At 58.3% G+C, this 25,575-nt stretch carries 22 protein-coding genes; 19 read left to right on the top strand and 3 right to left on the bottom strand.

Annotated elements, in window-relative coordinates:
- Position 1 precedes the first annotated feature (1 nt).
- Together JQR90_RS15980 and JQR90_RS15975 are read right to left on the bottom strand one after the other, a co-directional pair.
- Positions 2 to 1,381: a DUF3482 domain-containing protein gene (locus JQR90_RS15980; RefSeq protein ID WP_010795647.1), complete on the bottom strand. Its 1,380-nt coding sequence runs from the start codon at positions 1,379 to 1,381 to the stop codon at positions 2 to 4.
- 72 nt (positions 1,382 to 1,453) lie between these two features.
- The gene (locus tag JQR90_RS15975) at positions 1,454 to 2,851 is read right to left on the bottom strand and encodes a DUF2868 domain-containing protein (RefSeq protein WP_010795646.1); all 1,398 of its coding nucleotides are present in this window, start codon (positions 2,849 to 2,851) and stop codon (positions 1,454 to 1,456) included.
- A gap of 106 nt (positions 2,852 to 2,957) precedes the next feature.
- Between JQR90_RS15975 and JQR90_RS15970 the strand changes: the two genes are divergently transcribed.
- A complete protein-coding gene (locus tag JQR90_RS15970; protein ID WP_010795645.1) occupies positions 2,958 to 3,473 on the top strand; it encodes a dihydrofolate reductase in 516 nt (171 codons plus the stop codon).
- Between the two features lie 58 nt (positions 3,474 to 3,531).
- Here JQR90_RS15970 and JQR90_RS15965 read toward each other — a convergent pair whose 3' ends face one another.
- Positions 3,532 to 4,677 carry a DUF1624 domain-containing protein gene (locus JQR90_RS15965; protein WP_010795644.1) on the bottom strand — a complete coding sequence of 382 codons (1,146 nt, stop codon included), beginning with the start codon at positions 4,675 to 4,677 and terminating at the stop codon, positions 3,532 to 3,534.
- A gap of 319 nt (positions 4,678 to 4,996) precedes the next feature.
- Here JQR90_RS15965 and JQR90_RS15960 point away from each other — a divergent pair, with 319 nt between their 5' ends.
- The 18 genes from JQR90_RS15960 to JQR90_RS15875 all read left to right on the top strand — a co-directional run bounded on the left by JQR90_RS15960 (position 4,997) and on the right by JQR90_RS15875 (position 25,566).
- Positions 4,997 to 6,940 (top strand): bifunctional 5-dehydro-2-deoxygluconokinase/5-dehydro-2-deoxyphosphogluconate aldolase, encoded by a 1,944-nt coding sequence (locus tag JQR90_RS15960; protein WP_407362274.1) that lies wholly within the window; start codon positions 4,997 to 4,999, stop codon positions 6,938 to 6,940.
- Between the two features lie 53 nt (positions 6,941 to 6,993).
- Positions 6,994 to 7,905: a myo-inosose-2 dehydratase gene (gene iolE, locus JQR90_RS15955; RefSeq protein ID WP_010795642.1), complete on the top strand. Its 912-nt coding sequence runs from the start codon at positions 6,994 to 6,996 to the stop codon at positions 7,903 to 7,905.
- Positions 7,906 to 7,916: 11 nt separating this feature from the next.
- The gene (iolB, locus tag JQR90_RS15950; protein ID WP_010795641.1) at positions 7,917 to 8,726 is read left to right on the top strand and encodes a 5-deoxy-glucuronate isomerase; all 810 of its coding nucleotides are present in this window, start codon (positions 7,917 to 7,919) and stop codon (positions 8,724 to 8,726) included.
- Positions 8,727 to 8,871: 145 nt separating this feature from the next.
- Positions 8,872 to 10,338: a sugar porter family MFS transporter gene (locus JQR90_RS15945; protein WP_073449884.1), complete on the top strand. Its 1,467-nt coding sequence runs from the start codon at positions 8,872 to 8,874 to the stop codon at positions 10,336 to 10,338.
- Between the two features lie 76 nt (positions 10,339 to 10,414).
- Positions 10,415 to 11,917 (top strand): CoA-acylating methylmalonate-semialdehyde dehydrogenase, encoded by a 1,503-nt coding sequence (locus JQR90_RS15940; RefSeq protein WP_010795639.1) that lies wholly within the window; start codon positions 10,415 to 10,417, stop codon positions 11,915 to 11,917.
- A 50-nt stretch (positions 11,918 to 11,967) separates the two neighbouring features.
- A complete protein-coding gene (locus tag JQR90_RS15935; protein WP_010795638.1) occupies positions 11,968 to 12,810 on the top strand; it encodes a TIM barrel protein in 843 nt (280 codons plus the stop codon).
- 90 nt (positions 12,811 to 12,900) lie between these two features.
- Complete coding sequence (gene iolD / locus JQR90_RS15930; RefSeq protein ID WP_010795637.1) at positions 12,901 to 14,838, top strand: 3D-(3,5/4)-trihydroxycyclohexane-1,2-dione acylhydrolase (decyclizing); 1,938 nt, start codon at positions 12,901 to 12,903, stop codon at positions 14,836 to 14,838.
- A 94-nt stretch (positions 14,839 to 14,932) separates the two neighbouring features.
- Positions 14,933 to 15,943, top strand: a complete 1,011-nt coding sequence (locus tag JQR90_RS15925) for a Gfo/Idh/MocA family protein (protein WP_010795636.1) — start codon at positions 14,933 to 14,935, stop codon at positions 15,941 to 15,943.
- A gap of 64 nt (positions 15,944 to 16,007) precedes the next feature.
- The gene (locus JQR90_RS15920; RefSeq protein ID WP_010795635.1) at positions 16,008 to 16,865 is read left to right on the top strand and encodes a sugar phosphate isomerase/epimerase family protein; all 858 of its coding nucleotides are present in this window, start codon (positions 16,008 to 16,010) and stop codon (positions 16,863 to 16,865) included.
- Positions 16,866 to 17,008: 143 nt separating this feature from the next.
- Complete coding sequence (locus tag JQR90_RS15915; RefSeq protein WP_010795634.1) at positions 17,009 to 18,031, top strand: Gfo/Idh/MocA family protein; 1,023 nt, start codon at positions 17,009 to 17,011, stop codon at positions 18,029 to 18,031.
- A gap of 224 nt (positions 18,032 to 18,255) precedes the next feature.
- Entirely contained in the window at positions 18,256 to 18,381 is a 126-nt protein-coding gene (locus tag JQR90_RS15910; RefSeq protein WP_019364843.1) for a hypothetical protein, read from the top strand.
- Between the two features lie 100 nt (positions 18,382 to 18,481).
- On the top strand, positions 18,482 to 19,417 hold the full coding sequence (locus JQR90_RS15905; protein ID WP_286790338.1) for a sugar ABC transporter substrate-binding protein: 936 nt from the start codon (positions 18,482 to 18,484) through the stop codon (positions 19,415 to 19,417).
- 462 nt (positions 19,418 to 19,879) lie between these two features.
- Positions 19,880 to 20,032, top strand: coding sequence for a carbohydrate porin (locus JQR90_RS15900; protein WP_434140113.1), 153 nt, complete (start codon positions 19,880 to 19,882; stop codon positions 20,030 to 20,032).
- 389 nt (positions 20,033 to 20,421) lie between these two features.
- Complete coding sequence (locus tag JQR90_RS15895; RefSeq protein ID WP_434140112.1) at positions 20,422 to 21,333, top strand: sugar ABC transporter substrate-binding protein; 912 nt, start codon at positions 20,422 to 20,424, stop codon at positions 21,331 to 21,333.
- 62 nt (positions 21,334 to 21,395) lie between these two features.
- Complete coding sequence (locus JQR90_RS15890) at positions 21,396 to 22,964, top strand: sugar ABC transporter ATP-binding protein (RefSeq protein ID WP_434140111.1); 1,569 nt, start codon at positions 21,396 to 21,398, stop codon at positions 22,962 to 22,964.
- A gap of 101 nt (positions 22,965 to 23,065) precedes the next feature.
- Positions 23,066 to 24,088, top strand: coding sequence for an ABC transporter permease (locus JQR90_RS15885; protein ID WP_073449886.1), 1,023 nt, complete (start codon positions 23,066 to 23,068; stop codon positions 24,086 to 24,088).
- A 155-nt stretch (positions 24,089 to 24,243) separates the two neighbouring features.
- On the top strand, positions 24,244 to 24,483 hold the full coding sequence (locus tag JQR90_RS15880; RefSeq protein ID WP_010795629.1) for a hypothetical protein: 240 nt from the start codon (positions 24,244 to 24,246) through the stop codon (positions 24,481 to 24,483).
- A 303-nt stretch (positions 24,484 to 24,786) separates the two neighbouring features.
- Positions 24,787 to 25,566, top strand: coding sequence for a type IV pili methyl-accepting chemotaxis transducer N-terminal domain-containing protein (locus tag JQR90_RS15875; RefSeq protein ID WP_010795628.1), 780 nt, complete (start codon positions 24,787 to 24,789; stop codon positions 25,564 to 25,566).
- Positions 25,567 to 25,575: the final 9 nt, after the last annotated feature.

The raw sequence follows: 25,575 nt of genomic DNA, 5'->3' as shown, positions 1-25,575 counted from the left end.
ATTAGTCAGGCTGCTGCGCCAATTGCTCGGCCAGGTCTTTGATCTGCTCGCGGCGGTTGGCGTCTCGTAGCTTGTGAGAAGCGTTGAGCGAAGACCACTCCGGATGGGCGCGGGCGTGATTCAGGGCGGCAGGAAGCTTGCCCTCACGCCAGCGCTGATCCTCAGGTGTTTCCACTTCGATGGCCTTCATGGCTGCGTGACCGCGGGCATCGAGTGCCTTGACCAGTTGACGCTGGCGTAGGGCGAGCAGGCGCAGCACGGCATCGTCCACGGTCAGCTCACGCTGGCCGCGTAGCTTGCCAAGCAGGCGTTGACCATAATGACCGCCGGTTTGCAGCAGCCCGCCTGCCAGGGCGCCCAACGCTGTTGCAGCACCCAGCATCAAGCCACCCGCCAATAGGTCGATACCGGCCCCTGCCGCAGCACCGGCAGCAACACCCCCGGTCAGACGGATACCCAGAATGCGCAGGGTTTCGGGGTTGAATAAATCATCGCCCCAGCGGCCATCCAGTAATGGAAGGTCAGCGGCGCGTGCATCGCCCGAGCGAAAGCCGTACAGCTTGAGTAAGTCCTCCACGCAGCGCTGCTCACGCTTACGCAGATCGTCCCGCAGGCGTTGAGTCGCGGCCTTTACCGCATCGTCCTCTGGCGGCACTACATAGCGGCAGGCGGCGGCATCGATCAGCAGTTCGGCGATGAGCTGTGCCGCGCTGTGCTGACGTGCCACTGCCTGGGCTTCGTGATCGGCAATCAGGCGCTCCAGGCGTGAACGCGCCGGCTCGATGAGTAAGGCCAGGCTTTCATACAGGCGGCGCTCGCCGTCCTCAGGCGGAGCAACACTGTCGAAGCGCACCAGGGCATGCAGCCCGAGGCGTGCCAGTGCGGTGCGCCATTCTTCCTCGCGATGCTGCTCGGCTGTCACAAAGTTCAAGACGGGCAGCAGCGGCTTGCCGCACCCGGCCAACACGGCCAGTTCATCCTTGTATTTGGCAAGTACCGGCTCGCGGGCATCGACGACATAGAGCCCGGCATCCGAGCTGCGCAGCTGGCGCAGTACCTTGGCCTCCTGCTCGAAGCGGTTGTGGGCCTCGGCGGTATCGAGGAAACGCTCCACGCGAGCGGGGCCATCCAATCGCTCGCCGGGGCGTTCGAGCTGGTCAAGGTAGTCCCGTAGAGCGATGGCATCTTCCAGACCCGGCGTATCGTAGAGTTCGATCAGGGCTTCGCCGTCCACGGAAAGCCGGACACCCTCTACATGACGCGTGGTACTGGCGCGATGAGAGACCTCGCCAAATCCGATGTCGCGGGTCAGTGTTCGCAGCAGGGACGTCTTGCCAACATTGGTATGGCCCACAACAGCCAGAACGAGCGGTTGGGTCATGAACGTTCTCCTGAGGCGCAGCAGGCGTTGTTGAGCATCGCCTTGCTTACTCCAACCGCGCTCAAACGCCACTTATTCATATCCAGTCTCCAACCATTCCAACGGAGACCGTTCTCCGTGGGGAAGTGCCATTCGATCCAGCCCCTGGCGCCAGTCATCGAGGCGGTCGGCATCCAGTTGGGCGCCTGCAGGCGCGGGTAGCAGCCAAACGCGGGTAGTACCTGCGCAGCGGGCCAGTTCGCCGATCAGGGACAGGGTGCCCCGGTCCGGTGAACGACGGGGATCGCAGGCAATCACCAGGCGTACGGGCGGATAACGGGTGAGTTGCTCCAGCAAGCGGCGGCGCTGCTGTCCGTCGTCCAGTACACCGGCGTTGCGCACGGTGTCCGGCAGCGCGGGTGGCCAGGCCTGTGTGTCGTCCAGCTCAATCGCGACCAGCACAGCACTTTCACCGGCAATTTCCAAGTTACCGGCAGACGGCTCCGGTAGCTGCTCAGGCGCAGCGTCATTGACGCCCAGACGCTCGGTGGTAGGCATCAGCTTTTCACGTAGCAGCACATAGCCGGGCTGCTCGATATCCAGCGTCAGTTGCTGGCGGCGGCGTTGCCATTGCCAGAGGCAGAGGGCAAAGAGAAGCGCGCGGGGAATGAGACCATAGACAATCAGCACGCCTACCAGCCAACCGGCCCAGGCATGACGTGCCGCCTCAAGCCCCTGTGCCGCGTTGCCACTGGCACGAATGGTCTCGATATCCGGCATGGGAAAACCCAGCAATGCAGGCAGCGCACCCAGCGCGTGAGTCATGGTGACAAAGGTATCGCTGCTCAGAATGGTGGTTTCCCAGATAAAGCTGTAGCTGCGGGTCGCCAGCAGGGCAAGTAGGATGCCCAGCGCTGCACTCAAGGCCAGCAGCCAGAGCCCATGCACCAGTGTGCCCAGCCCCCAGCGCACCAGCCGTTGACGACCGAGGAGAATAAGCAGTGCCGGGCCGAGCTGGGCTGCGCGAGCATCCCGGGCCAGCTTGCCGGCCAGCCACAGCCAGAGGCGGCCCAACACACTGGCGCTGCGTCCACCGCCGAAAAAGCCGATCAGCCATAACAGCAGGGTCAACAGGTGCAGGCCCAACAGACTGCCCAGGGCCCAGAAGACATTGACCGGGCGCATGCCATCGCCCAGAGCGCCAAAGCCGAGGCCGGCACCGGACAATACAGCCAGAAAGGCGAGCAGCCAGAATGCGAGGGTGGCACCCTGACGCCAGTGGCGACGGGCTTCGATCAGGCCGTCACGCTGGCCTAACAGATGGGCGCGCAGGTTCAGGCGCTGCATGAAGCTGCCGCCGGCGGCGCGCGCGCGGCGGTTGGCCTCGCTGTCTTCCAGCGGACCGGCTTCTTCCTCGGTCAGGCGGACGGCTTCGGTCAGCCAGAGTGCATCAAGGGTGGAATCGGAAGGGGCAGTAGTGGGTTCGGTCACTCGTCAAACTCGTCCTGGGGATGCGCGGAGAATAACGGGTCGGCATCCGGCGTGTTAACTGGCAAGCCACTGGCAAGGCGGTTGTGCTCTGCTATGCTGCGCGGCTATGAACAAGACACTTCCTCTCAGCTTGATCGTGGCGGTCGCCGACAATGGCGTGATCGGCCACGAAAATCGTCTGCCCTGGCACTTGCCGGCAGAACTCAAATACTTCAAGGCCGTGACCTTGGGCAAGCCGGTGATCATGGGTCGAAAGACCTGGGATTCGCTGGGTCGTCCATTGCCAGGGCGTTTGAATCTGGTCGTCAGCCGTCAGACCGATCTGACGCTCGAAGGTGCCGAAACCTTTACATCGCTGGATGATGCGGTGACGCGAGCCGAGTCCTGGGCCAGGGAGCAGGGTGCCAGTGAGGTTATGCTGATCGGCGGGGCGCAGCTCTTCATCGAGGCGCTGCCTGATGCGGATCGCTTCTACCTCACCCGTGTAGCACTGGAGCCGGAAGGGGATGTGTATTTCCCCGAATGGGATGAGCAGCAGTGGCAGCGGGTATCGCGTGACGAGCACCCGTCCGAGGATGGCCGTCCGGCATATGCGCTGGAAGTGTGGGAACGCAAGCGCTAAGCGCTGCTCATGTTGATTACCTGTTAAACGGGGCGCCTATCAGGCGCCCCGTTTCGTTCTAGAAATACTTCAACCAGGTGATATCGCGGCGGCGCGCCTTGAGGTGGGCAAACCAGCGAACCGGCCAGTAGAGCGCAAAGGCCAGCACGATGGCGCTGATCCACAAGGCCCAGACATGATCAAAGCCGAAGTACGTTCCCTGATTGAGGCCGAACAGGGCAACGGCAATCCGGTACAGCACGCCCAACACGTACAGATGCAGGATGTAGAAGAACATCGGTGCCGCGCCAAACACGGTAAACCAGTGCAGCAGATGGCTTTCCGGCTTGCGCTCGAACAGCACGAGTAATAACAGGCCCAGGCCCAGTGTGAGCGAGAGGAATAGCAGGGAGGGGGGGTACTTGGTGATGTTCAGAAAGCTCATCACCGTCAGCAGGGGTGTTTCTCCGGTGACCCACTGCTGCGCCTGACCATAGCCATTGATCATCCGCAATACCAGGAAGAGCAACAGGGCGCCAATCCCCCAGCCTAACAGACGCTTCTGGCGCTCGGACGGGTTCAGCTGGGTAAACCACGGACCCACGGCATAGCCCAGCGCAATCACGCCAATCCAGGGCAGAAGCGGATAGGACGTCCGCAGCCGCAGGCTTTCGCCCAATTCGATCCAGCCGCGGTCATGCAATATCGCCCATGGGACATGGAAGGGCGAGCCTGCCGGAAAATGCACCCCGTCCAACAGATTGTGCCCGGCTACCAGCACGAGGCCGATGGCGATCAGCGCTGCGCGGGGCAACCAGACCAGTGCCGACAGCATGATCATGCTCAGGCCAATGGCCCAGATTACTTGCAGATAGATCACCTTGGGTGGGAACTGGAACGACCAAGCCAGGCTGACCAGCGTAAATTCCAGAATGACCAGAAATAGCCCGCGCTTGAACAGGAAGCTGGAAACCGCAGCCCGATCATTGTGCTTTGCGCCATAAAGAAAGGCACCCAGGCCTGTCAGGAAGACGAAGACCGGTGCGCATAGGTGACTGGCAATCCGGCTGAAGAACAGGTCAGGTGAGGTCGAGGCGACATCCATGGGGTCGATGACCTGCCGATGCAGGAAGAACGTTTCGCGAACATGATCGAGCAGCATGAATACAATCACGAGCCCGCGCAGGGCGTCGATGCTTTTGAGGCGGTGGGACGTTGAGGTCATTTAAGGTCGTTCCATGAGACACATCAGCAGATAGTGCGATCTGTAATGTTATCTTATTTCAATGGTATATCCCTGGTTCTGCCACATTTGGTTACGGTTTGGCTGACCCCTGTGATTATCTGAATAACGCTCAGGATCCTGATTTTTCTACCTTCAAGCCAAAAGGACTTTTTCGCTTCGCTTGTGGAAATAAAATTCCAAAATATAAAACATGGAAAAAATGTTTGATTAATGCGTGAAGACGTTTTAGGCTGATTTCAACTCGTTCAGCACCCCGGTGCGAAAGACCGCAGGCCGATAAAAATAAATAGGAGCCACCATGGGCGACACAACCTTTGCCAATGGACGTCAGCTGGATGTCATCTGTCTTGGGCGCCTCGGCGTCGATCTGTATGCACAGCAGATCGGGGCACGGCTCGAAGATGTGAGCAGTTTTGCCAAGTACCTGGGCGGCTCGTCCGCCAACATCGCCTTTGGCACCGCCCGGTTGGGGTTGAAGTCCGCCATGCTGACCCGCGTCGGCGATGACCATATGGGCCGCTTCCTGGTGGAATCTCTGAACAAGGAAGGCTGTGATACCCGGGCCATCAAGGTCGATCCTGAGCGGCTCACCGCCATGGTCCTGCTGGGAATCAAGGACCGTGAAACCTTTCCTCTGGTGTTCTATCGCGAAAACTGCGCCGACATGGCGCTGCGCGAGGAAGACATCGACGAATCCTTCATCGCTTCAAGCAAGGCCTTGCTCATCACCGGTACGCACTTCTCCACCGAGGGCGTCTACAAGGCGAGCAGCCGTGCGCTGGACTATGCCGAGAAGCACAACGTCAAGCGTGTACTGGACATTGACTATCGTCCGGTACTTTGGGGTCTCACCGGTAAGGCGGATGGTGAGACCCGTTTTATTGCCAATGCACAGGTAAGCGCCCACGTTCAGCGTATCCTGCCGCGTTTCGATCTGGTCGTCGGAACTGAAGAAGAGTTCATGATTGCCGGCGGCTCGGATGATCTGCTGACTGCCCTTCGCAAGGTGCGTGAAGTCAGCGAGGCGACACTGGTGGTCAAGCTGGGCGCGCTGGGCTGCACCGTGATTCATGGCGAGATTCCCGAGCGCCTGGAAGACGGTAGCATTTACCAGGGCATCCGTGTGGAAGTGCTCAACGTGCTGGGCGCAGGTGACGCGTTCATGTCCGGTTTCCTGCGCGGGTGGCTTACCGGCGGTGATGATGAGCGCTGCTGCCAGTTGGCCAATGCCTGTGGTGGTCTGGTCGTCTCCCGTCATGCCTGTGCACCGGCCATGCCTACCCTGGCGGAGCTCGATTATTTCTTCAACAGCCCGATACCGATTACCCGACCGGATCTGGACCCTGCGCTCAACCGCCTGCACCAGGTAAGCGTGCCGCGCAAGACATGGCAACCGCTGTACATCTTTGCCTTCGATCACCGCGGTCAGCTGGTGGAGCTGGCGCAGCAGGCCGGGCGCGACCTCAAGGCCATTCCCGAGCTGAAGCAGCTGTTCATCCGTGCCATCGAGCGGGTGGAGGCGGATCTGAGGGAGAACGGCGTGCAGGGCGATGTTGGTTTGCTGGCCGATGAGCGTTTCGGCCAGGATGCCCTCAATACGGCAACGGGGCGTGGCTGGTGGATTGCCCGCCCGGTGGAGTTGCAGGGCTCGCGTCCCCTGGCGTTCGAGCATGGCCGTTCCATTGGCAGCAATCTCATCAAGTGGCCTCAGGAGCAGATCATCAAATGTCTGGTGCAGTTTCACCCGGACGATGAGCCTGAGCTTCGCCTTGAGCAGGAAGCTCAGCTCAAGGGGTTATACGAAGCGGCTCAGGTCAGCGGGCATGAGCTGCTGCTGGAGGTGATTCCGCCGAAGAACCACACCTCCGATCAGCCGGATGTGCTCTACCGCGCCATCAAGCGGCTCTACAACATCGGAATTTACCCCAACTGGTGGAAGATCGAGTCCCAGCCTGAGGCAGTGTGGGAAAAGCTGGATGAACTTATCACCGAGCGCGATCCGTATTGCCATGGGGTTGTGCTGCTGGGACTCAATGCACCGGCCGAAGAGCTGGCTGAAGGGTTCCGTCATGCCAGTGCCAGCAAGACCTGTCGCGGGTTTGCCGTTGGCCGGACGATCTTTCAGGAGCCGAGCCGCGCCTGGCTGGCTGGTGAGATCGATGACGAAGCGTTGATCAGCCGGGTGCAATCGACTTTCGAGTTTCTGATCAAGTCCTGGCGTGAGGCTCGCCGCCTGGGCTGATACGTCTCGACTTTTCGCACTACCAGACAACAACAAGATTAGGTGTGGCAACCATGACGAATTCACCGGTCAAGATCGGGATCAATCCGATCTCCTGGAGCAATGACGACCTCCCTTCGCTGGGCGGCGAAACCCCGCTGAGCACAGCATTGCGCGAGGGTAAGGAGATCGGTTACCAGGGGTTTGAGCTCAACGGCAAGTTTCCCAAGACGCCGGAAGGTGTGCGTGACGTGCTGGGCGAGTACGGGCTGGAGCTGGTGTCCGGCTGGTACTCAAGCCTCATGGCGCATCGCAGCGCAGAAGATGAAATCAAGGGCATTGCCGAGCATTGCCGCCTGTTGGCCGAAAATAACGCCAAGGTCCTGGTATATGGCGAAGTGGCCGGTTCCATTCAGAGCAAGCGGGTCCCTCTGGTTGAGCGTCCACGCTTTTATACAGACGAGCAGTGGAAGGTTTACGGCGACAAGCTGACGGCTCTGGCACGCTTCACCCAGTCCCAGGGGGTGCGTCTGGCCTACCACCACCATATGGGGGCCTATGTGGAGTCCCCCGAGGACATTGATCGGCTGATGGAGGTGACTGGCGAGGAGGTCGGCCTCCTGTTCGACGCAGGCCACTGCTACATGGGCGGTGGCGATCCGCTGGCCGTATTAAAGAAACATATCGACCGCGTTTGCCATGTGCACTTCAAGGACGTTCGCAAGAATGTTGTGCAGCTGGCCCGTAACAACCAATGGAGTTTCCCGGATTGTATCGTCAACGGCACCTTTACGGTGCCCGGCGATGGCGACATCGAATTTGGGCCACTGCTCGACACCTTGTATGCCGCCAACTACCGCGGCTGGCTGGTAGTGGAGGCCGAACAGGATCCGGCCGTAGCGCCCAGTTATCTCTACGCCCAGAAAGGGTATGAAACGCTGCGTGCACTGGTATCCCGCGCCAACGCTCGACTCACCCTTTATTAAGAGGAGGTTGTATGGATTTGCTTGTCAAAGGCTCCGCTGAACGCCGCACGCTGGTCCAGGTACCCGACAATGCACTCGAATACGTGGGCTTTTCGGCCCATAAGCTCAAGGATGGCGATGAGCTGCCTGTGAACGGACAGGACAGGGAAGTGTGCATCGTACTGCTGGCCGGCAAGGCGACCATCAAGGCGAATCACCCGCAGAAGGGTGCGTTTGCCTGGGAACACATTGGCGATCGCCAAAGCGTGTTCGAGGACAAGTCACCCTATGCCGCTTACCTGCCGCCCGCTACTGAAGCCCTGGTGATAGCCCACGGTGATGTGGAAATTGCTGTATGTCTGGCGCCGGGCAATCCAGAAGAAACGTTGCCGCCCCGGCTGATCGAGCCAGCAACCATGAAGCGTTCAACCCGAGGCAAGGACGCCAACACCCGTTACGTCTGCGACATCCTGCCGGACACGGCCGAGGCGCATTCGCTGCTGGTCGTAGAGGTGATCACTCCGTCTGGTCATTCCTCCAGCTATCCGCCCCACAAGCACGACACGGATGACCTGCCGGCGCAGAGCTTTCTGGAGGAATCCTACTACCACCGTCTGAATCCGCCCCAGGGCTTTGCCTTCCAGCGGGTCTACACCGACGACCGCAGCATCGACCAGGCCATGACCGTGGAAAACAACGATGTGGTACTCGTTCCCAAGGGTTACCACCCGGTTTCTGTGCCCTGGGGATACACCTCCTACTACCTCAACGTAATGGCCGGGCCCAAGCGTGTCTGGAAATTCCATAACGACCCGGCCCACGAGTGGTTGCTTCAGGGCTGATCCGCTTCAACACCGAACTCCCGCCATGGTTGGCGGGAGCCACGACAACGCGCTTCAAGGAGAGCACGAGCCGAATACACGTTCAGAAGCAACTTCGTAGTAGCTGACTTCTGGAAACCCAAGAACAAGAACCAGAGCGAGCGATATGACGATCCCTACTTCCACCCATGCACATCGCCATGACATCGGTTATGTGCTGAGAATCTGCGCCGTGGCGGCGTTAGGCGGCATTCTGTTCGGGTATGACACTGCCGTCATTTCCGGCGCCGTGGACTCGCTGCGTGCGTATTTTTCCTTGTCTGCGGCCGAGACCGGCTGGGCGGTTTCCAATGTGGTCATCGGCTGCGTCGTCGGTGCCTTGAGTGCAGGCTGGGTAGCCGGTTGTCTGGGTCGCAAGAAAGCGCTCGTTCTAGCCGCTGTGCTGTTTACCGTGTCGGCGGTAGGGGCTGCGGTGGTCGACAGCTTCGTCTGGTTTGTCATCTACCGCATGATTGGCGGGTTGGCCGTGGGGCTGGCGGCTACGGTCTCGCCCATGTACATGTCTGAGGTCTCGCCCAAGAACATGCGGGGCCGTGCGCTTGGCATGCAGTCGATTGCCATCGTTGCCGGCCAGGTGATCGTCTTTACCGTGAATTACCTGATTGCCCGGGACGTGGCGGCCGAGTGGCTGGTCGACTACGGCTGGCGCTGGATGATCGGCTCCGAAGTCGTGCCCTGCATTCTCTTCTGCATCATGGTATTCACCATTCCGGAGTCGCCCCGCTGGCAGGTGATGGTCGGTCAGGACGATAAGGCCCTAAAGACGCTGACACGTATTTCCAACGCCGAGCATGCCGGGCATCTCCTGGCGGAGATCAAGGACTCATTGAAGCAGGACCGCCAGGGCTGCTCGCAAAAGGTGGAGCTGTGCAGGTCCGGCTTGGGGATGATCCTGTTCGTCGGGTGCATGCTGGCCATGCTTCAGCAGGTCAGCGGCGTGAATGTGATGATGTATTACGCGCCGATGGTACTCAAAGGCGTCACCGCCAGTACCGAGTCCGCGTTGTTCCAGACCATCTGGATTGGTGTGATGCAGCTGGTGGGCACGCTGATCGGCGCCTGGCTGATCGACCGCGTCGGCCGGATTCCGCTGATGAAGTACGGCACCATCGGCTCGGTCAGCGGGCTCCTGATCACCTCTTACGCCATGTACACCCATCAGGACGGCTACCTGACGCTGTTTGGGATGCTCCTGTTCATGCTGCTGTATGCGCTGTCCTGGGGGATCGGCACCTGGGTGCTGATCTCTGAGATTTTTCCGAACCGTCTGCGCTCGCTGGGCATGAGTGTGGCCGTGTGCAGCATGTGGATTGCCAACTTCCTGGTGACCCAGACGTTCCCGATGATCAATGACCATCCCTACCTGATGAGCGCATTCAATGGTGCCTTCCCAATGTGGCTGTTCGCAGGCTTTGGCGTGTTCAGTTACTGGTTCGTCATCCGTTTCGTCCCTGAAACCCGTGGTGTATCGCTGGAAAAAATGGAAGGCGTGATGCTGGCCAAGATTCGTCGCCAGCCCATGTCGGCCAGTACTCGGAAAACCGGTCGGGCCTTGTCATCCAAGCCCATTTGATAAGAGCGGATCGCGGTAAGGATCCATTGGTTTTGTTAGCTACGCCGTGCTTCGAGCGGCCCCTAAGGAGTTCGACATGAGTCAAGAAACAGTCATCGGCCATTACATTAATGGTCAGGTCCAGGAAGCGGGCACCGAGCGTTACAGCGATGTGTTCAATCCGGCGTTGGGGCAAGTGAAGGCCCGTGTGGCCCTGGCGACCACCCAAACGGTGAATGAAGCTGTCGCAGCCGCCAAGGCCGCGTTTCCGGCCTGGTCCGAACAATCGGCTCTGCGCCGTTCGCGCATCCTGTTCAAGTTCAAGGAGCTGTTGGACAAGCACCACAAGGAGCTGGCGCAGCTCATTACGTCTGAACATGGCAAGGTCCTGTCCGATGCCATGGGGGAAGTCACCCGTGGCATCGAGGTTGTCGAGTTTGCCTGCGGTGCGCCCCATCTGATGAAGACAGCGTTCACCGACAACATCGGTGGTGGCATCGACAACTACAACATGCGTCAGGCGCTAGGCGTTTGTGCCGGGATCACGCCGTTCAACTTCCCGGTCATGGTGCCGCTGTGGATGATCCCTATGGCACTGGCCACCGGCAATACCTTTATTCTCAAGCCTTCCGAGCGCGATCCTTCCGCCAGCCTGCTCATGGCGGATCTGCTCAAGCAGGCCGGTTTGCCCGATGGTGTGTTCAATGTGGTACAGGGTGACAAGGAAGCCGTAGACGCCTTGCTGCAACACCCGGATGTCGAAGCCATCTCCTTCGTGGGTTCTACACCCATCGCCGAATACATCTACCAGGAAGGGACCCGCCGCGGTAAGCGCGTTCAGGCCCTGGGTGGCGCGAAGAATCACATGATCGTCATGCCGGATGCTGATCTGGATCAGGCGGCCGATGCCTTGATCGGTGCCGGTTATGGCTCCGCCGGTGAGCGCTGCATGGCGATTTCCATCGCCGTGGCCGTAGGCGATGTGGGCGACAAGCTGATCGAAAAGCTTTTGCCCCGCATCGACAACCTACGTGTCCGCAACGGCATGGAAGGCGACGCCGACATGGGCCCGCTGGTGACCGCTCAGCACAAGGCCAAGGTCGAGGGCTACATCACCAAAGGCGTTGAAGAGGGCGCGCAACTGATCGTTGACGGTCGCAACTTCAAGGTGCCGAGTGCCGAGAATGGCTTCTTCGTTGGTGCAACGCTGTTCGATCAGGTCAAGCCCGAGATGACCATCTACAAGGACGAAATCTTCGGCCCGGTGTTGGGCATCGTGCGCGTGCCGGACTTTGCCTCGGCCGTGGAGTTGATCAACGCCCATGAGTTTGGCAATGGCGTGTCCTGCTTTACCACCGACGGTGGCGTGGCCCGCGCGTTTGCCCGCTCCATCCAGGTGGGTATGGTCGGTATCAACGTACCGATTCCTGTTCCCATGGCCTGGCATTCCTTTGGTGGCTGGAAGCGCTCTCTGTTTGGCGACCACCACGCCTATGGCGAGGAAGGTATCCGCTTCTATACCCGTTACAAGAGCGTCATGCAGCGCTGGCCCGACAGCATCGCCAAGGGTGCCGAGTTCAGCATGCCGACCGCTAAATAACCCATACCCTAAACCAGCACTGCGTTTATCGAATCCTGGAGAACAACAAGATGAGCCAGCCCTTACGTTTTGCCCTTAACCGCATGGTTGCCCCACGCCTGCCGCTGGAAGAGTTCATCTCGCTTGCTATCACGCTTAACGCGGATGCCATTGAGATCCGCAACGACCTTAAAGGCATCGAAATAGAGGATGGCACTCCCGCTTCACGCGTACGTCAGCTGTGCCAGGAGAAGGGCATCCGTGTGCTGTCGATCAATGCGCTGTATCCCTTCGATGTGTGGAATGACGAGCGTCGTGCCCAGACGTTAAAGCTGGCAGCCTACGCCCGCGACTGTGGTGCCGAGGGTCTGGTGATGTGTCCGCTCAATGATCCCAAGGATCCACGCAGCGAAGCCGAACGCGCTCGTGATCTGCGTACGGCGCTGACCGAACTGGCGCCTATCCTGCGTGAGCACGGCATCCTGGGCTTTGTGGAGCCGCTGGGCTTTGAGGAATGCTCGCTGCGCCGCAAGCGCGATGCCGTAGACGCTATCAATGCGGTTGGTGGGCGTGACGTGTTCCGTATCGTGCATGACACCTTCCATCACCATCTGGCAGGCGAGCAGGAGTTCTTCCCTGAAATGACCGGTCTGGTACACATCTCGGGTGTGGAAGACGGTGCGTTGCCCTTGAATACCATCCGCGATGGCCACCGCGTACTGGTGGGCGAGGCCGACATCCTGGGCAATGCCGCACAGGTCCGTGAGCTGCTCAAGCTGGGCTATAACGGCCACCTGTCGTTCGAGCCGTTCGCCGAAAGCGTCCATGCGCTGACGGATATCCAGCCGTCATTGCTAGCCAGCATGCAGCATCTGAAAGCACGTGTAGACGCTGCCAAAGGGCAGGCGGCCTAAGCAGAGACAGTACTTATAACAAAGGGCAAGGCAGGGCGGCACATGTCGCCCTGTACTCGACCCCAGGCGTGGAATTGAAAGGGTGACAACATGAGTACAACACGACTGACCATGGCCCAGGCGCTGGTGAAGTTTCTCGATAACCAGTACGTGAGCGTCGATGGGGTTGAAACCAAGTTCGTCAAAGGCATCTTTACCATCTTTGGGCACGGCAACGTGCTGGGGCTTGGACAAGCACTGGAACAGGACCCGGGTGAGCTCATCGTCCATCAGGGCCGCAATGAGCAAGGAATGGTTCATGCCGCCGTGGGCTTTGCCAAGCAGAAGCTGCGTCGCCAGATTTATGCCTGCACCTCATCGGTCGGCCCAGGGGCGGCCAACATGATCACCGCGGCAGCCACTGCAACAGCCAACCGGATTCCAGTACTGCTCCTGCCGGGGGACGTCTACGCCAGCCGTCAGCCTGATCCGGTGCTACAGCAGATCGAACAGTCCCACGATCTCTCCATCAGCACAAACGATGCGTTCCGGGCCGTCAGTAAGTACTGGGATCGCATCACCCGTCCCGAGCAATTGATGACTGCTGCCATCAATGCCATGCGCGTGCTGACCGACCCGGCCGAAACCGGGGCTGTTACCCTGGCCCTGCCGCAGGACGTACAAGGCGAGGCCTACGATTACCCGGATTACTTTTTCCAGAAGCGCGTGCACCGTATCGACCGCCGCCCAGCCACTGAGGCCATGCTGGACGATGCCGTGGCGCTGCTCAAGAGCAAGCGCAAGCCGCTGCTGATTTGTGGCGGTGGGGTCAAGTACTCCGGCGCAGCCGAAGCCCTACAGCGCTTTGCCGAGCGCTTCGAAATTCCGTTCGCCGAGACCCAGGCGGGCAAGAGCGCCATCGTCTCGGCCCATGAATTGAACGTGGGGGGAATCGGCGAGACGGGTTGCCTGGCAGCGAATATGCTGGCCAAGGAAGCCGACCTGGTCATTGGCGTCGGCACGCGTTACACCGATTTCACCACCTCGTCCAAGTGGATTTTCCAGAACCCGGACGTCCAGTTTATCAACCTCAACGCCAGTGCCTTCGATGCTTACAAACTCGATGCCGTGCAGGTCGTTGCGGATGCGAAGGTAGGGCTGGAAGCGCTAGGCGAAGCCTTGGGTCGTACCGGCTACAAGGCGCAATGGGACGATGCACCGCAGCAGGCCCGCGCTAAGCTCAAGGAGGAAATCGACCGTGTCTATAGCGTTGAATACGGCACTGAAAACTTTGTGCCGGAGATCGACGATCACCTGCCACGTGCCGTGCTCGAAGAGTTTGTCGAGCTGACCGGCTCCAGCCTGACCCAGAGCCGTGTGCTGGGTGCGCTGAACGAAACCCTGGCCAACGAAGACATCATTGTTGCCGCTGCCGGCAGCCTGCCGGGCGATCTACAGCGGGCCTGGCGCAGCAAAGGCACCAACACCTATCACCTGGAGTATGGCTACTCCTGCATGGGCTATGAAATCAACGCAGCCCTAGGCGTGAAGATGGCCGAGCCCGAACGCGAAGTCTATGCCCTGGTCGGCGATGGCTCCTACATGATGCTGCACTCCGAACTGGCAACGTCCATTCAGGAACGCCAGAAGATCAACGTGATCCTGTTGGACAACATGACGTTCGGCTGCATCAACAACCTGCAGATGGAGCACGGCATGGACAGCTTTGGTACCGAGTTCCGCTATCGCAACCCAGAAACCGGCAAGCTCGATGGTGGTTTTGTCCCCGTGGATTTCGCTATGAGCGCCGCCGCCTATGGCTGCAAGACTTATCGTGTAAAAACGCTGGACGAACTGCATGCCGCGCTGGAAGACGCGCGTCGGCAGACGGTCTCCACGCTGATCGATATCAAGGTCCTGCCCAAGACCATGATTCACAAATACCTCTCCTGGTGGCGCGTCGGTGGTGCCGAAGTCTCCACCAGCGAGAAGGTCCAGGCAGTGTCACGCATGCTCAAGGAGAACACTGCCAAAGCACGACAGTATTGATTTGCAGAGCGGTGATGGGCTGAGTTCAGCGATGCCTATCACGCCCGGTATTACCCCAACGTTTTCGAACAAGAATTCCAAACGGAGAATGACCATGACACTGCGTATCGGCGTAATCGGAACAGGGGCTATTGGACAGGATCACATTCGTCGGTGCAGTCATGCACTGGTGGGCAGTACAGTCGTGGCGGTCAACGACATCAATCAGGAGCAGGCCGCCAAGGTCGTCCAGCAGCAGGGCATTGAAGCCGAGGTTTATGCCAGCGGCCACGACCTGATCAATGCACCGGAAGTGGACGCCATTCTGGTTACCTCCTGGGGGCCAAGTCATGAAGAGTTCGTGCTGTCGGCCATCTCGGCCGGCAAGCCGGTCTTCTGCGAAAAACCGCTGGCCGTCACGGCAGAGGGCTGCAAGAAAATCGTCGAGGCTGAGATGGAGCATGGCAAGCGGCTGGTGCAGGTCGGTTTCATGCGTCCTTACGATCAAGGTTATCGCGCGCTCAAGGCCGTGATCGACAGCGACAAGATCGGTGAGCCGCTGATGATTCACGCGGCGCACCGCAACCCGACGGTAGGCGAGTCCTATACCACCGAGATGGCCATCGTCGACACGCTGATCCACGAGATTAATGTCTTGAGCTGGCTGCTGGACGATCAGTATGTGTCAGCCCAGGTCATTTATCCCCGCAAGACGTCCCAGGCATTTGCTCATCTGAAGGACCCACAGATTGTCCTGCTGGAAACTGCCAAGGGCACCCGTATCGACGTGGAAGTCTTTGTCAATTGCCAGTACGGCTACGACATCCAGTGCGAAGTCGTCGGCGAGCGTGGCATTGCCAAGCTGCCGGAGCCTGCTTCCGTTCAGTTGCGCAGCGGTGCCAAGTTGTCCACTGAAATCCTCATGGATTGGAAACAGCGTTTCATCGATGCCTACGACGTGGAGCTGCAGGCGTTCATTGACGGTATCAAGGCGGGCAAGATCACCGGTCCATCCTCATGGGATGGTTACACCGCCGCCGTGACCGCCGATGCCTGCGTGGCTGCCCAGCGCAGCGGCGCCATTGAGCCGATCCGCCTGCCACAGCGTCCTGCGTTCTATGAATAAGCCGTCACTATAACCAATAAACAGGCCTCTTCCTGAGGGAGAGGCCGCCAGAGGAGCACAGATCATGCGTATTTGTCTGGACCCAAACATGTATCGCTTTCTGCCTATTCCCAAGATGGTAGATAAAGTAGCGGAGCTGGGTTACGAATACATCGAGCTGTCCCCGCGGGACGATTTCCTGCCGTTCTACAAGTACCCACGCGTCGACAAGGCTCGGATCCGTGAATTCAGAAAGGCACTGAGCGATACCGGTGTAAAGCTGTCCTCGCTGCTACCGGTCTATCATTGGGCCGCACCGGATGAGGAGCTGCGCAAGGCAGCGGTTCGTAACTGGAAGCGCGCTATCGAGATCTCCGTGGAAATGGACTGCGATCTCATGAACACCGAATTCAGTGGTCAGTCGGACCAGCCGCTGGTGTGCGAAAACCAGTTCATGAAGTCCATGGAAGAACTCCTGCCAATCTTCGAACGCGAAGGCATCAAGCTCGACATCCAGGCGCATCCCTATGACTTCAGCGAGCGCAACAACGAGTCGGTCGACCTGATCCGTGGCCTCGACAAAGACTTCGTGAACTACCTGTACGCTGCGCCACACACTTTTTTCTACGATGACGGCAAGGGCGATATTGCCTCGATGCTGCACTACGCGGGCGATAAGCTGACCCATGTGATCATTGCCGACACCTGGAACCATCGAGCTTCGTCGGGCCTTCGTTATATCGTCAATCCGCCGGGCGTAAACGCTACGGTTCACCAGCATCTGGATATCGGTCAGGGCGAGGTGGACTGGGAGGCATTCTTCTCCACGCTGCGAGAGATGAAGTTCGACGGTATCGCCACCGTGGCGGTGTTTGGCTTCGAAGATCGAGCTGATGAATCGAGCCGCTTCATGCTGGAGCGGGTCAAGCGGGAGCTTGGCTAATCCATCTCTTTCGACCGGGAGCTGTTTACGGGCTCCCGGCTTGCGCAGCCGTCATGCAAGACGGCTATTTCCCCTACTAAAAAAGGACCCTGACGCGCTTCGTTGTCGGACACAGGGTAGGCCTGTTATTGCTTGGAGGTTTTATGCGTGTTGGTTTGGTGGGTTATGGTAAGGGCGGACGGTTTTTCCATGCGCCCCTGATCACGTCAGTGTCACCTATCGCCCTGGTGGGTGTCGTGATACGTTCATCTGAGCGCCGCGCCGAATTGCAACAGGATTATCCCGGCGTACCCGCCTACGAAACGCTAGCCGAGCTGATCGATGCCGGTGTTGATGCTGTGGTAATTTCCACGCCGCCCGAAATCCGGGAAGGCATGATTCTGGAGGCTGTCTCCAGAGGCGTTCCCGTCGTCAGCGACAAGCCGTTTGCCCTGGGCGAATCGCGTGCTCAACTACTGATCTCAGCCGCCCGCGAAGCTGGCGTACCACTCACGGTTTACATGAACCGCCGTTGGGACTCGGACATCCGTACCGCTCGCCGGATGATTACGTCAGGCAAGTTGGGAGAAGTCCTTACATTCGAATCGCGTGTGGAAACCTTTGTATCCGGCACTCGGGGTAACGCCAGTGGTGGAGGTTTATTGCGGGATCTGGGCAGTCATCTGGTCGATCAGGCGCTCTGGCTGTTCGGATCGGTACGCTCGGTCTATGCCGAGGTCCGTTTCATGGATGAGCAGCAGCAACTCGATGAGGACTTCTTCCTGTCGCTTACCCATCAAAACGGTGTCATCTCACGTCTCTGGGGCAGTACGATTCAGCACAATCCAGGGCCTCGACTCAAGGTTAACGGCACCGAAGGCTGCTATCGGATCGAGTGCCTGGATGGGCAGGATCAGGCACTCCTGGCGGGACGTTCACCCAAGACCGAGCGGGACCGCTGGGGCGTTGAGGACCACCTGCGCTGGGGCTGGATGCAGCATGGCGAAGAGCGTGAGCTGGTGCCCTCCGAGCGGGGCCGCTGGGACCTCTTCTATGAGCACCTGGCAGCTGCCCTGAGCGGAAAAGGCGAACTGCCTGTTTCGTTGGAAGACGCCCTGGAAACCACACGCATCCTTGATGCCGCCCGCCGCAGTGCTCAGCAGGGTCAGGTTATTACGCTGGGCTGATCATCTCGTTCTCATCCTTATAGAAGCCTGGAGCCGAGAATTGCTTCCCGGCTTTACAACGCCTGCAAACTGCCATTTTCTGCCACTGTTACGATAAACAAAGATAATTCTATATGCTGTTGCTTTGGAAATTAAATTCCAATACAGTTTGAATCAGATTGACGATTTCACGACCCATACAGGGCTTGTACGGGCAGGCCGATAAAAACAAAAAGGTGCCGTCGATGAACGATAATCCTCTCTGCGCTCAAGCGGCCTTTCTGGCCGCGCCGCCTCGCTTTTCCTACCCGGTCTTTTACCTGACTGGTTCCTGCTGCCTTCTGGCTTGCCTGGGTAATCGCCAAGAATGACGCGTTCCTGTTCGTAAGAAAGGGGAGTCCCGCCCAGGGGCTCTGCTTGATCGTGATGCACTTCCACCCATAACACTCACAATATCTGGAGTCATTCATCATGCAGATGAGCAAACGAATCGCCGCCGTAGCCCTGTCGCTGTTCATGGCTACAACCACTATGGCAGCCGATATCAAGGTCGGGGTCAGCATGGCGCAGTTTGACGACAACTGGCTGACGTACCTGCGCGAGTCGATGGCCAGGAAAGCCAAGGATGAAGGCGTTCAGTTGCAATTCGAGGATGCCCGCAGCGATGTGGTCAAGCAGCTCAACCAGGTACAAAGCTTTGTAAGCCAGAAGGTCGACGCCATTATCGTCAACCCGGTCGATACTGCAGCTACCCGCAATATCACCGAGGCGGCGACGAAAGCCGGGATTCCGCTGGTGTATGTCAATCGCCGCCCGGATGAGGAAAACCTGCCAAAAGGCGTGGTCACAGTGACATCCAACGACCTGGAAGCCGGACGCCTGCAGATGCAGTACCTGGCCGATAAAATGGGCGGTAAGGGGAATCTGGTCATCATGCTGGGCGATCTGGCCAACAACTCCACGCATAACCGCACCAAGGGGGTAAAGGAGGTTCTGGCCAAGTATCCCGAGATCAAAGTAGTAGAAGAGCAGACGGCCAATTACATGCGTGACAAGGGCATGGACCTGATGAGCAACTGGCTCCTGTCAGGTAAGGAGTTCGATGCGGTTTCGTCCAACAACGATGAAATGGCAATTGGTGCGGCCATGGCGCTACAGCAGGCCGGCAAGGCAAAGGGCTCGGTATTGATCGGAGGCGTTGACGGCACGCCGGATGGTTTGGCTGCGGTCAAGCGCGGCATGCTGGCAGCCTCTGTCTTCCAGGATGCCAAAGGGCAGGCTGATGGCGCTGTGGAAGCAGCCGTAAAGCTGGCAAAAAAGGAGCCGGTTGAGCAAAACGTTTGGATTCCCTATGAGCTGATCACGCCCGAGAATGTGGATTCGTTCCAGAGCCGCATCAAGCACTAACGCAACACCGTCTTTTGCGCCGCGTTCTGCGGCGCTACTCCCTCACTGATTCCAGTACGCGCCATGGACTCGCTTTTGCTGCTGTGCATAGGGTGGGGCGGCAGCAACACCTTGGCAGTCCAGTACGGAGCCGGGTGTGGCGCTAGGGTCTACAGGACCGACAGGTTATGACAAGGGCAGCGTCAGTTTCCGGATTGTTGAGTTTTTCGACTGGCAGGTAGCCCAGTGCTGGCAGCCAGTTCCAGATGATATATCCGCGTGACAAACGCCGTTTCGATGGCACATAGCAGTGGTATTCCATTGGCAGGCGCACCGTGTATGGACTGACCGGCAATGGGAATTCGCCACGTAGATCAACCATGACCGGATCAATGTTGATGACGACCCCTGTACGCTGACCAAGCTGACCGTTGCGCCTATCTAATCGCCTAATGGCCCCACCTTTCGAAGGCCCGTCCTGAGGTGCATTTCTACGTGACCTATGCCGTCTGGAGCCGTGGTGCGCAACGGGCTGCTGATCCTCTGGCACCCGGCTCGGCATTATCGAACACAGGTGTCTTTGGCGCTGACCGGCACAGCGCTCATATAGGTGTTCAGCTGGAGCGCTTATGGTAGAGCGGGTTACTTATATAATGAAAAATAAATTCGGAAATTGCATTGTAATGGAAAATTTATTCTAGTAGATTCTGATCCAAGGTTGACGACTGTAACGCGCCTCCTCTGCAGGAGGCGCGCACACCAACAAAAACAAACAGGTACTGTCGATGAAACCCTCTCTTCCTTACAGGACGACTCCGAGCGGTCTACCAGCCGTAGACCGTCGCGCACTCGCTTCGAGCCTCAGCGTGCTCAGCGCACATGTCCTATCGTGCAACCAGCATGGCCCTTCGTCCTGCTCACGTCGCACTCCGAACATAACCGTTCCGGCTCGGTGCTCTGCCTCGACGGGGTTTGCCTTTTTCGATGCCAGCATGATGCTGGTGCACAGGGCTTAAGGAGCCACCATGAAGCGCTGTCTGGGTTTGCTGTTCTGCCTGCTTATCTCTCCGCTGGCCTGGTCCGATATGAAAATCGGTGTGGCGGTCGCACAGTACGATAACTACATCGCCTACCTTGTTCAGGCCATGCAGGCGCGTGCCAAAGAGATACCCGGTGGCGCCTCTCTGCAACTTGAGGATGCGGGTGGTGATGTAGTGCGTCAGCTAGGGCAGGTTGAAAACTTTATCAGTCAGAAAGTTGATGCCATTATCGTCAACCCGGCTGATACGGCCGCGACCCGCAAGATCACTGAGCGCGTTACCCAGGCGGGTATCCCGCTGGTTTATCTCAACAGCCGCCCTGAGGTAAACAGTTTCCCGGCAGGTGTCGTGTTTGTAGGCACGGATGAGCGGCGCATTGGCCAGATGCAAATGGAGTATCTCGCCGAAAAGATGGGCGGCAAGGGAAACCTCGCTATCATCCTTGGCCGACTGGCCCATGACGATACGCGCAAGCGCACGACTGGGGTGAAGGATGTTCTGGCTAAATACCCCGATATCAAGGTGGTAGAAGAGCAATCCGCCAACTGGGAACGTGACAAAGGCATGGACCTGATGAGCAATTGGCTCTTGTCCGGCAAGGCGATCGATGCTGTTGCGGCCAATAACGATGAGATGGGTATCGGTGCAGCCATGGCACTGCGTCAGGCCGGTCGCAAGGACGTCATGGCAGGCGGTGTCGACGGCACGGCCGACGGCTTGGCTGCCATCAAGCGCGGACTGCTGAGTGTAACGGTGTACCGCGATACCGTCGGTATCGGGGCCGGCTCGGTAGATGCCGCCGTCCGCCTCGTCAACAAGGAAAACCTGCAAGGCGACATCTGGGTTCCGGTGCAGCTGGTTACCCCCGAGAACTATCAGCAATTCCAGAGTAAATAACGATCAGACGCCAGCGCCCTGCTTCAGCTGGCGCTCACGAACGTTCCGAGGAGAAGAATAAGATGCTCGGCTCAACTACTGCTGTAACGCCCTCAACCTACAAACAGATCAATTACGAAGCCGACCCCATGGGTACGGAGTACCTGCTGGAAATCCTGAACGTCAGCAAAGGCTTTCCAGGCGTTGTGGCTCTATCCGATGTGCAGCTCCGTGTTCGTCCAGGCACCGTGTTGGCGCTGATGGGAGAAAACGGGGCGGGTAAATCCACCCTCATGAAGATCATTGCAGGAATTCATCAGCCCGACAGTGGCGAGATTCGCCTGCGTGGCAAGCCCGTGACGTTCGAAACGCCGCTGGCCGCCCTGCAGTCAGGCATCGCCATGATCCATCAGGAGCTCAACCTGATGCCCCACATGACCATTGCTGAAAACATCTGGTTGGGCCGTGAACCGCTCAACGCCCTGCACATGGTCGATCATGGTGCCATGCACCGTAATACCGAAGCGCTGCTGGCGCGCCTGCGGATTGATCTCGATCCTGAAGAGCCGGTCGGCAACCTCAGCATTGCTGGCCGGCAAATGGTCGAGATTGCCAAGGCGGTCTCCTACGACTCCGATATCCTCATCATGGACGAGCCCACCTCAGCTATCACCGAAAAAGAAGTGGCTCACCTGTTCTCGATCATTGCTGACCTTAAGGCGCAGGGAAAGGGCATCATCTATATCACGCACAAGATGGATGAAGTTTTCCAGATTGCCGATGAGGTCGCGGTCTTCCGGGATGGTTCCTACATCGGCCTGCAGCGTGCGGAAAGCATGGATGGCGACAGCCTGATCTCCATGATGGTAGGCCGTGAGCTGACTCAGCTGTTTCCCGAACGTACCGCTCCGACCGACAAGGTCATGCTCTCGGTACGCAACCTGTCCCTGGACGGTATCTTCAAAGACGTATCGTTCGACCTGCATGCGGGTGAAATCCTTGGCATCGCCGGCCTTATGGGGTCAGGGCGTACCAACGTAGCCGAAACCCTGTTTGGTGTCACGCCAGCCACCAGCGGGGAAATCTACCTGGACGGTGAAAGGATCACCATGAGCGACCCCTGTCTGGCCATTCAGAAAGGACTGGCGCTCCTGACCGAGGACCGGAAGGACACCGGCATTTTTCCATGCCTGTCGGTTCTGGAGAATATGGAGGTCGCGGTCCTGCCCAATTACAGCGGTAGCGGTTTCGTCCAGCAAAAACCACTGCGCGACCTCTGCGAAGATATGTGCAGGAAGCTGCGCGTCAAGACGCCTTCGCTGGAGCAGTGCATTGCCAACCTGTCCGGCGGTAATCAGCAAAAAGCGTTGCTGGCACGGTGGCTGATGACCAACCCGCGTGTCCTCATTCTGGATGAGCCGACGCGAGGGGTCGACGTAGGTGCCAAGGCTGAGATCTACCGGCTGATCTCTCTGCTGGCCAGTGAAGGCATGGCCGTCATCATGATCTCGTCCGAACTGCCTGAAGTGCTTGGCATGAGCGATCGCATCCTGGTCATGCATGAAGGGGAGGTGACTGGCGTGCTCGACCGCGACGAGGCCACGCAAGAACGAATCATGCATCACGCATCCGGAATCAGAGCGATTCACTGAGTAGGGGCGGAGGTTTTCTCCGCATATCGATACGCATAGCGGCCTGGCAGTAGTCAGCGGGCACGTTCGCCTGGGCGAAAGCAGGAGAAGAGGAAATCACTATGAATGCTATCACTGAAAATAAAACAGCTGAGGTACCCAGGAAGACCAAGCGGCGTATTCCTACTGAAGTGGGTATTCTGCTCGTACTATTGGGTATTGGCCTGGTGTTCGAGCTTTTCGGCTGGGTCATGCGTGATCAGAGCTTTCTCATGAACTCCCAGCGCCTGGTGCTGATGATTCTCCAGGTTTCCATCATTGGTCTTCTGGCCATTGGCGTTACCCAGGTCATTATCACGACAGGAATCGATCTGTCTTCAGGCTCCGTGCTCGCGCTTTCTGCAATGGTTGCAGCCAGTCTGGCGCAAACGTCCGATTTTGGCCGAGCGGTCTTCCCCTCATTGACTGACATGCCGGTTTGGGTGCCGATCATGGCCGGATTAGGCGTGGGACTGCTGGCCGGCGTCATTAACGGAAGCATTATTGCCGCTACCGGCATTCCTCCTTTCATCGCCACGCTGGGCATGATGGTGTCGGCCCGCGGTCTGGCGCGTTATTACACCGAAGGTCAGCCCATCAGCATGCTGTCCGACTCGTACACCGCCATTGGCAGCGGTGCCATGCCGGTCATCATCTTTCTGGTCGTGGCTGTCATCTTTCATATCGCCCTGCGGTATACCAAATACGGCAAGTACACCTATGCCATTGGCGGCAACATGCAGGCGGCTCGCATCTCGGGCATCAATGTCAAGCGCCATCTGATCATCGTCTATAGCATCGCTGGCCTTCTAGCAGGCCTCGCTGGTGTCGTTGCCTCGGCCCGAGCCGCTACAGGTCAGGCGGGGATGGGGATGTCCTACGAGCTGGATGCGATTGCTGCCGCCGTGATTGGCGGTACCAGCCTGGCGGGCGGCGTAGGACGTATTACCGGAACGGTCATCGGCGCCCTGATTCTGGGCGTCATGGCCAGCGGCTTTACCTTCCTCGGAGTCGATGCCTACATCCAGGACATCATCAAGGGCATCATCATTGTGTTGGCCGTTGTCATCGACCAGTACCGAAATAAGCGCAAGGCCAAGCGCTAAACGGCTTTCCACGTCTTGGCTCGTCGTTTCCAGGCGAGCCTTTTTTATTCTGCAATGTGTGCTCTGCAAGTCAGTTCCGGTCGCTGTTCGGAACCTTGATCGACCGGAAACTCTCCATTCATAAGAGACCTCAACGGTTATAAGGAGACTGCTTGATGAGTACCGCCGCCACGATTACTTTCGCACAGCTTTGCCCAGGAGACCGCTTCACCTTGCAGGATGATGATCGCCTGTTTACCAAACTGAGCAATACGAGTGCCCGAGAACACGGCACGCATTCCATCAACCTGAAGGAGGAAGGGTTCGGCTATCAGGACGATCCTGTCCAAGACCTCCCAGGTGAGACACCTGTTGAGTACGTTCCGGTTGGCGGTCCTTTGCGGGTTAGCGGTTGATCATGTAAGCGGCCTGCTTCCAATGTGCCCTTGTTCCAGCGGAGGTGCTGTTGCTGTCACGCTTCTGGGCAGGGGCGACATTATGTCCTAGTAAAAACGTCCTATTGACTTTTCAACACGCTACAATAGCGACCTCATGATTCGATGGCGTTATGACATCAGCTGTCATGACAATTCGCCTTCATACCAAATCCCGCACTAATTAAATCGATAACCGCGGAGCTTAACTATTCGCGGCGCCTTGCTGTTTCTAAAAAAGGCCCCGCTTTGCCTGGCCAGCGAATGGCCCTTTTGGAGAAGTAAATGCTAAAGGATTTTTTGCGTGTAGCCGTTTTGGGCGTCAGTCTTGTTAGTGCCTCTTGCTGGGCGGCCATTACCCCTGAAGAAGCGATGAACATGGCTGGCCTTCAGCGCACGCTGGGCCAACGCATGGCCAAGGATTACCTGATGATGGGGTCCGGTGTTCGCGTAGACGTTGCAGCCAAGCAGCTCAAGGACACCGTTACACTGTTCGACAACCATCACAAATTGCTTGTCGAGTTCGCACCGAATACTGAAATTCGCAGCAAACTCAGCGAGATAGAGAAGACTTGGCAGGAGTACAAGCAGCTGGTTCAGGCTAATCCTGATAAGGATCAGGCCGTCGCCATGCTGGGCGTCAGTGATCAGCTCCTGGATCAGTGCCAAAAGCTGACGGATCTCGTGGCAAAGAACAATGGCGGTGAGTCTTCCCGTCTGGTGAACCGTAGTGGTTGGAACCGAGTGCTAAGCCAGCGGATCGCCATGCTGTACATGGCCAAGAACTGGGGAGTGCAGGCGCCCGGGCTGGATGAGGCGTTTGACAAGTCCGTCGGTGAGTTCGATACCGTCATGACAGAACTCAATACTGCGGGCACGCCTAACCCTGAAATTGCCACTTCGCTGCGTAAAGCCGAAGCTCAGTGGAAATTCACCCGCACAGCGGTAGACCTTACCACTCCCGACAACTATGTCCCCACAGCAATGGCCTCCAGTGCCGATACGCTGTTCAAGCAGATGAACGAGCTGACACGGCTGTACGCGGGGCTCTCTGCCGGCAACTGACCGATACCT

Origin of the sequence: Pseudomonas sp. JZ114 (assembly GCF_051027705.1) — a bacterium.
Lineage (GTDB): Bacteria > Pseudomonadota > Gammaproteobacteria > Pseudomonadales > Pseudomonadaceae > Chryseomonas > Chryseomonas luteola.
The sequence above is the reverse complement of the archived record's forward strand: the minus strand, read 5'-3'. Positions and strand labels throughout refer to the sequence as shown.

Bases quoted from the DNA above. Each gene is read 5' to 3' on its own strand.
- JQR90_RS15920 (WP_010795635.1), top strand. From the start codon at position 16,008: ATGCGTATTTGTCTGGACCCAAACATGTATCGCTTTCTGCCTATTCCC.
- JQR90_RS15935 (WP_010795638.1), top strand. From the start codon at position 11,968: ATGAGCCAGCCCTTACGTTTTGCCCTTAACCGCATGGTTGCCCCACGC.
- JQR90_RS15970 (WP_010795645.1), top strand. From the start codon at position 2,958: ATGAACAAGACACTTCCTCTCAGCTTGATCGTGGCGGTCGCCGACAAT.
- JQR90_RS15895 (WP_434140112.1), top strand. From the start codon at position 20,422: ATGAAGCGCTGTCTGGGTTTGCTGTTCTGCCTGCTTATCTCTCCGCTG.
- JQR90_RS15885 (WP_073449886.1), top strand. From the start codon at position 23,066: ATGAATGCTATCACTGAAAATAAAACAGCTGAGGTACCCAGGAAGACC.
- JQR90_RS15940 (WP_010795639.1), top strand. From the start codon at position 10,415: ATGAGTCAAGAAACAGTCATCGGCCATTACATTAATGGTCAGGTCCAG.
- JQR90_RS15875 (WP_010795628.1), top strand. From the start codon at position 24,787: ATGCTAAAGGATTTTTTGCGTGTAGCCGTTTTGGGCGTCAGTCTTGTT.
- JQR90_RS15960 (WP_407362274.1), top strand. From the start codon at position 4,997: ATGGGCGACACAACCTTTGCCAATGGACGTCAGCTGGATGTCATCTGT.
- JQR90_RS15905 (WP_286790338.1), top strand. From the start codon at position 18,482: ATGCAGATGAGCAAACGAATCGCCGCCGTAGCCCTGTCGCTGTTCATG.
- JQR90_RS15925 (WP_010795636.1), top strand. From the start codon at position 14,933: ATGACACTGCGTATCGGCGTAATCGGAACAGGGGCTATTGGACAGGAT.
- JQR90_RS15880 (WP_010795629.1), top strand. From the start codon at position 24,244: ATGAGTACCGCCGCCACGATTACTTTCGCACAGCTTTGCCCAGGAGAC.
- JQR90_RS15910 (WP_019364843.1), top strand. From the start codon at position 18,256: ATGAACGATAATCCTCTCTGCGCTCAAGCGGCCTTTCTGGCCGCGCCG.
- JQR90_RS15965 (WP_010795644.1), bottom strand. From the start codon at position 4,677: ATGACCTCAACGTCCCACCGCCTCAAAAGCATCGACGCCCTGCGCGGG.
- JQR90_RS15915 (WP_010795634.1), top strand. From the start codon at position 17,009: ATGCGTGTTGGTTTGGTGGGTTATGGTAAGGGCGGACGGTTTTTCCAT.
- JQR90_RS15980 (WP_010795647.1), bottom strand. From the start codon at position 1,381: ATGACCCAACCGCTCGTTCTGGCTGTTGTGGGCCATACCAATGTTGGC.
- iolD (WP_010795637.1), top strand. From the start codon at position 12,901: ATGAGTACAACACGACTGACCATGGCCCAGGCGCTGGTGAAGTTTCTC.
- JQR90_RS15945 (WP_073449884.1), top strand. From the start codon at position 8,872: ATGACGATCCCTACTTCCACCCATGCACATCGCCATGACATCGGTTAT.
- iolE (WP_010795642.1), top strand. From the start codon at position 6,994: ATGACGAATTCACCGGTCAAGATCGGGATCAATCCGATCTCCTGGAGC.
- JQR90_RS15890 (WP_434140111.1), top strand. From the start codon at position 21,396: ATGCTCGGCTCAACTACTGCTGTAACGCCCTCAACCTACAAACAGATC.
- iolB (WP_010795641.1), top strand. From the start codon at position 7,917: ATGGATTTGCTTGTCAAAGGCTCCGCTGAACGCCGCACGCTGGTCCAG.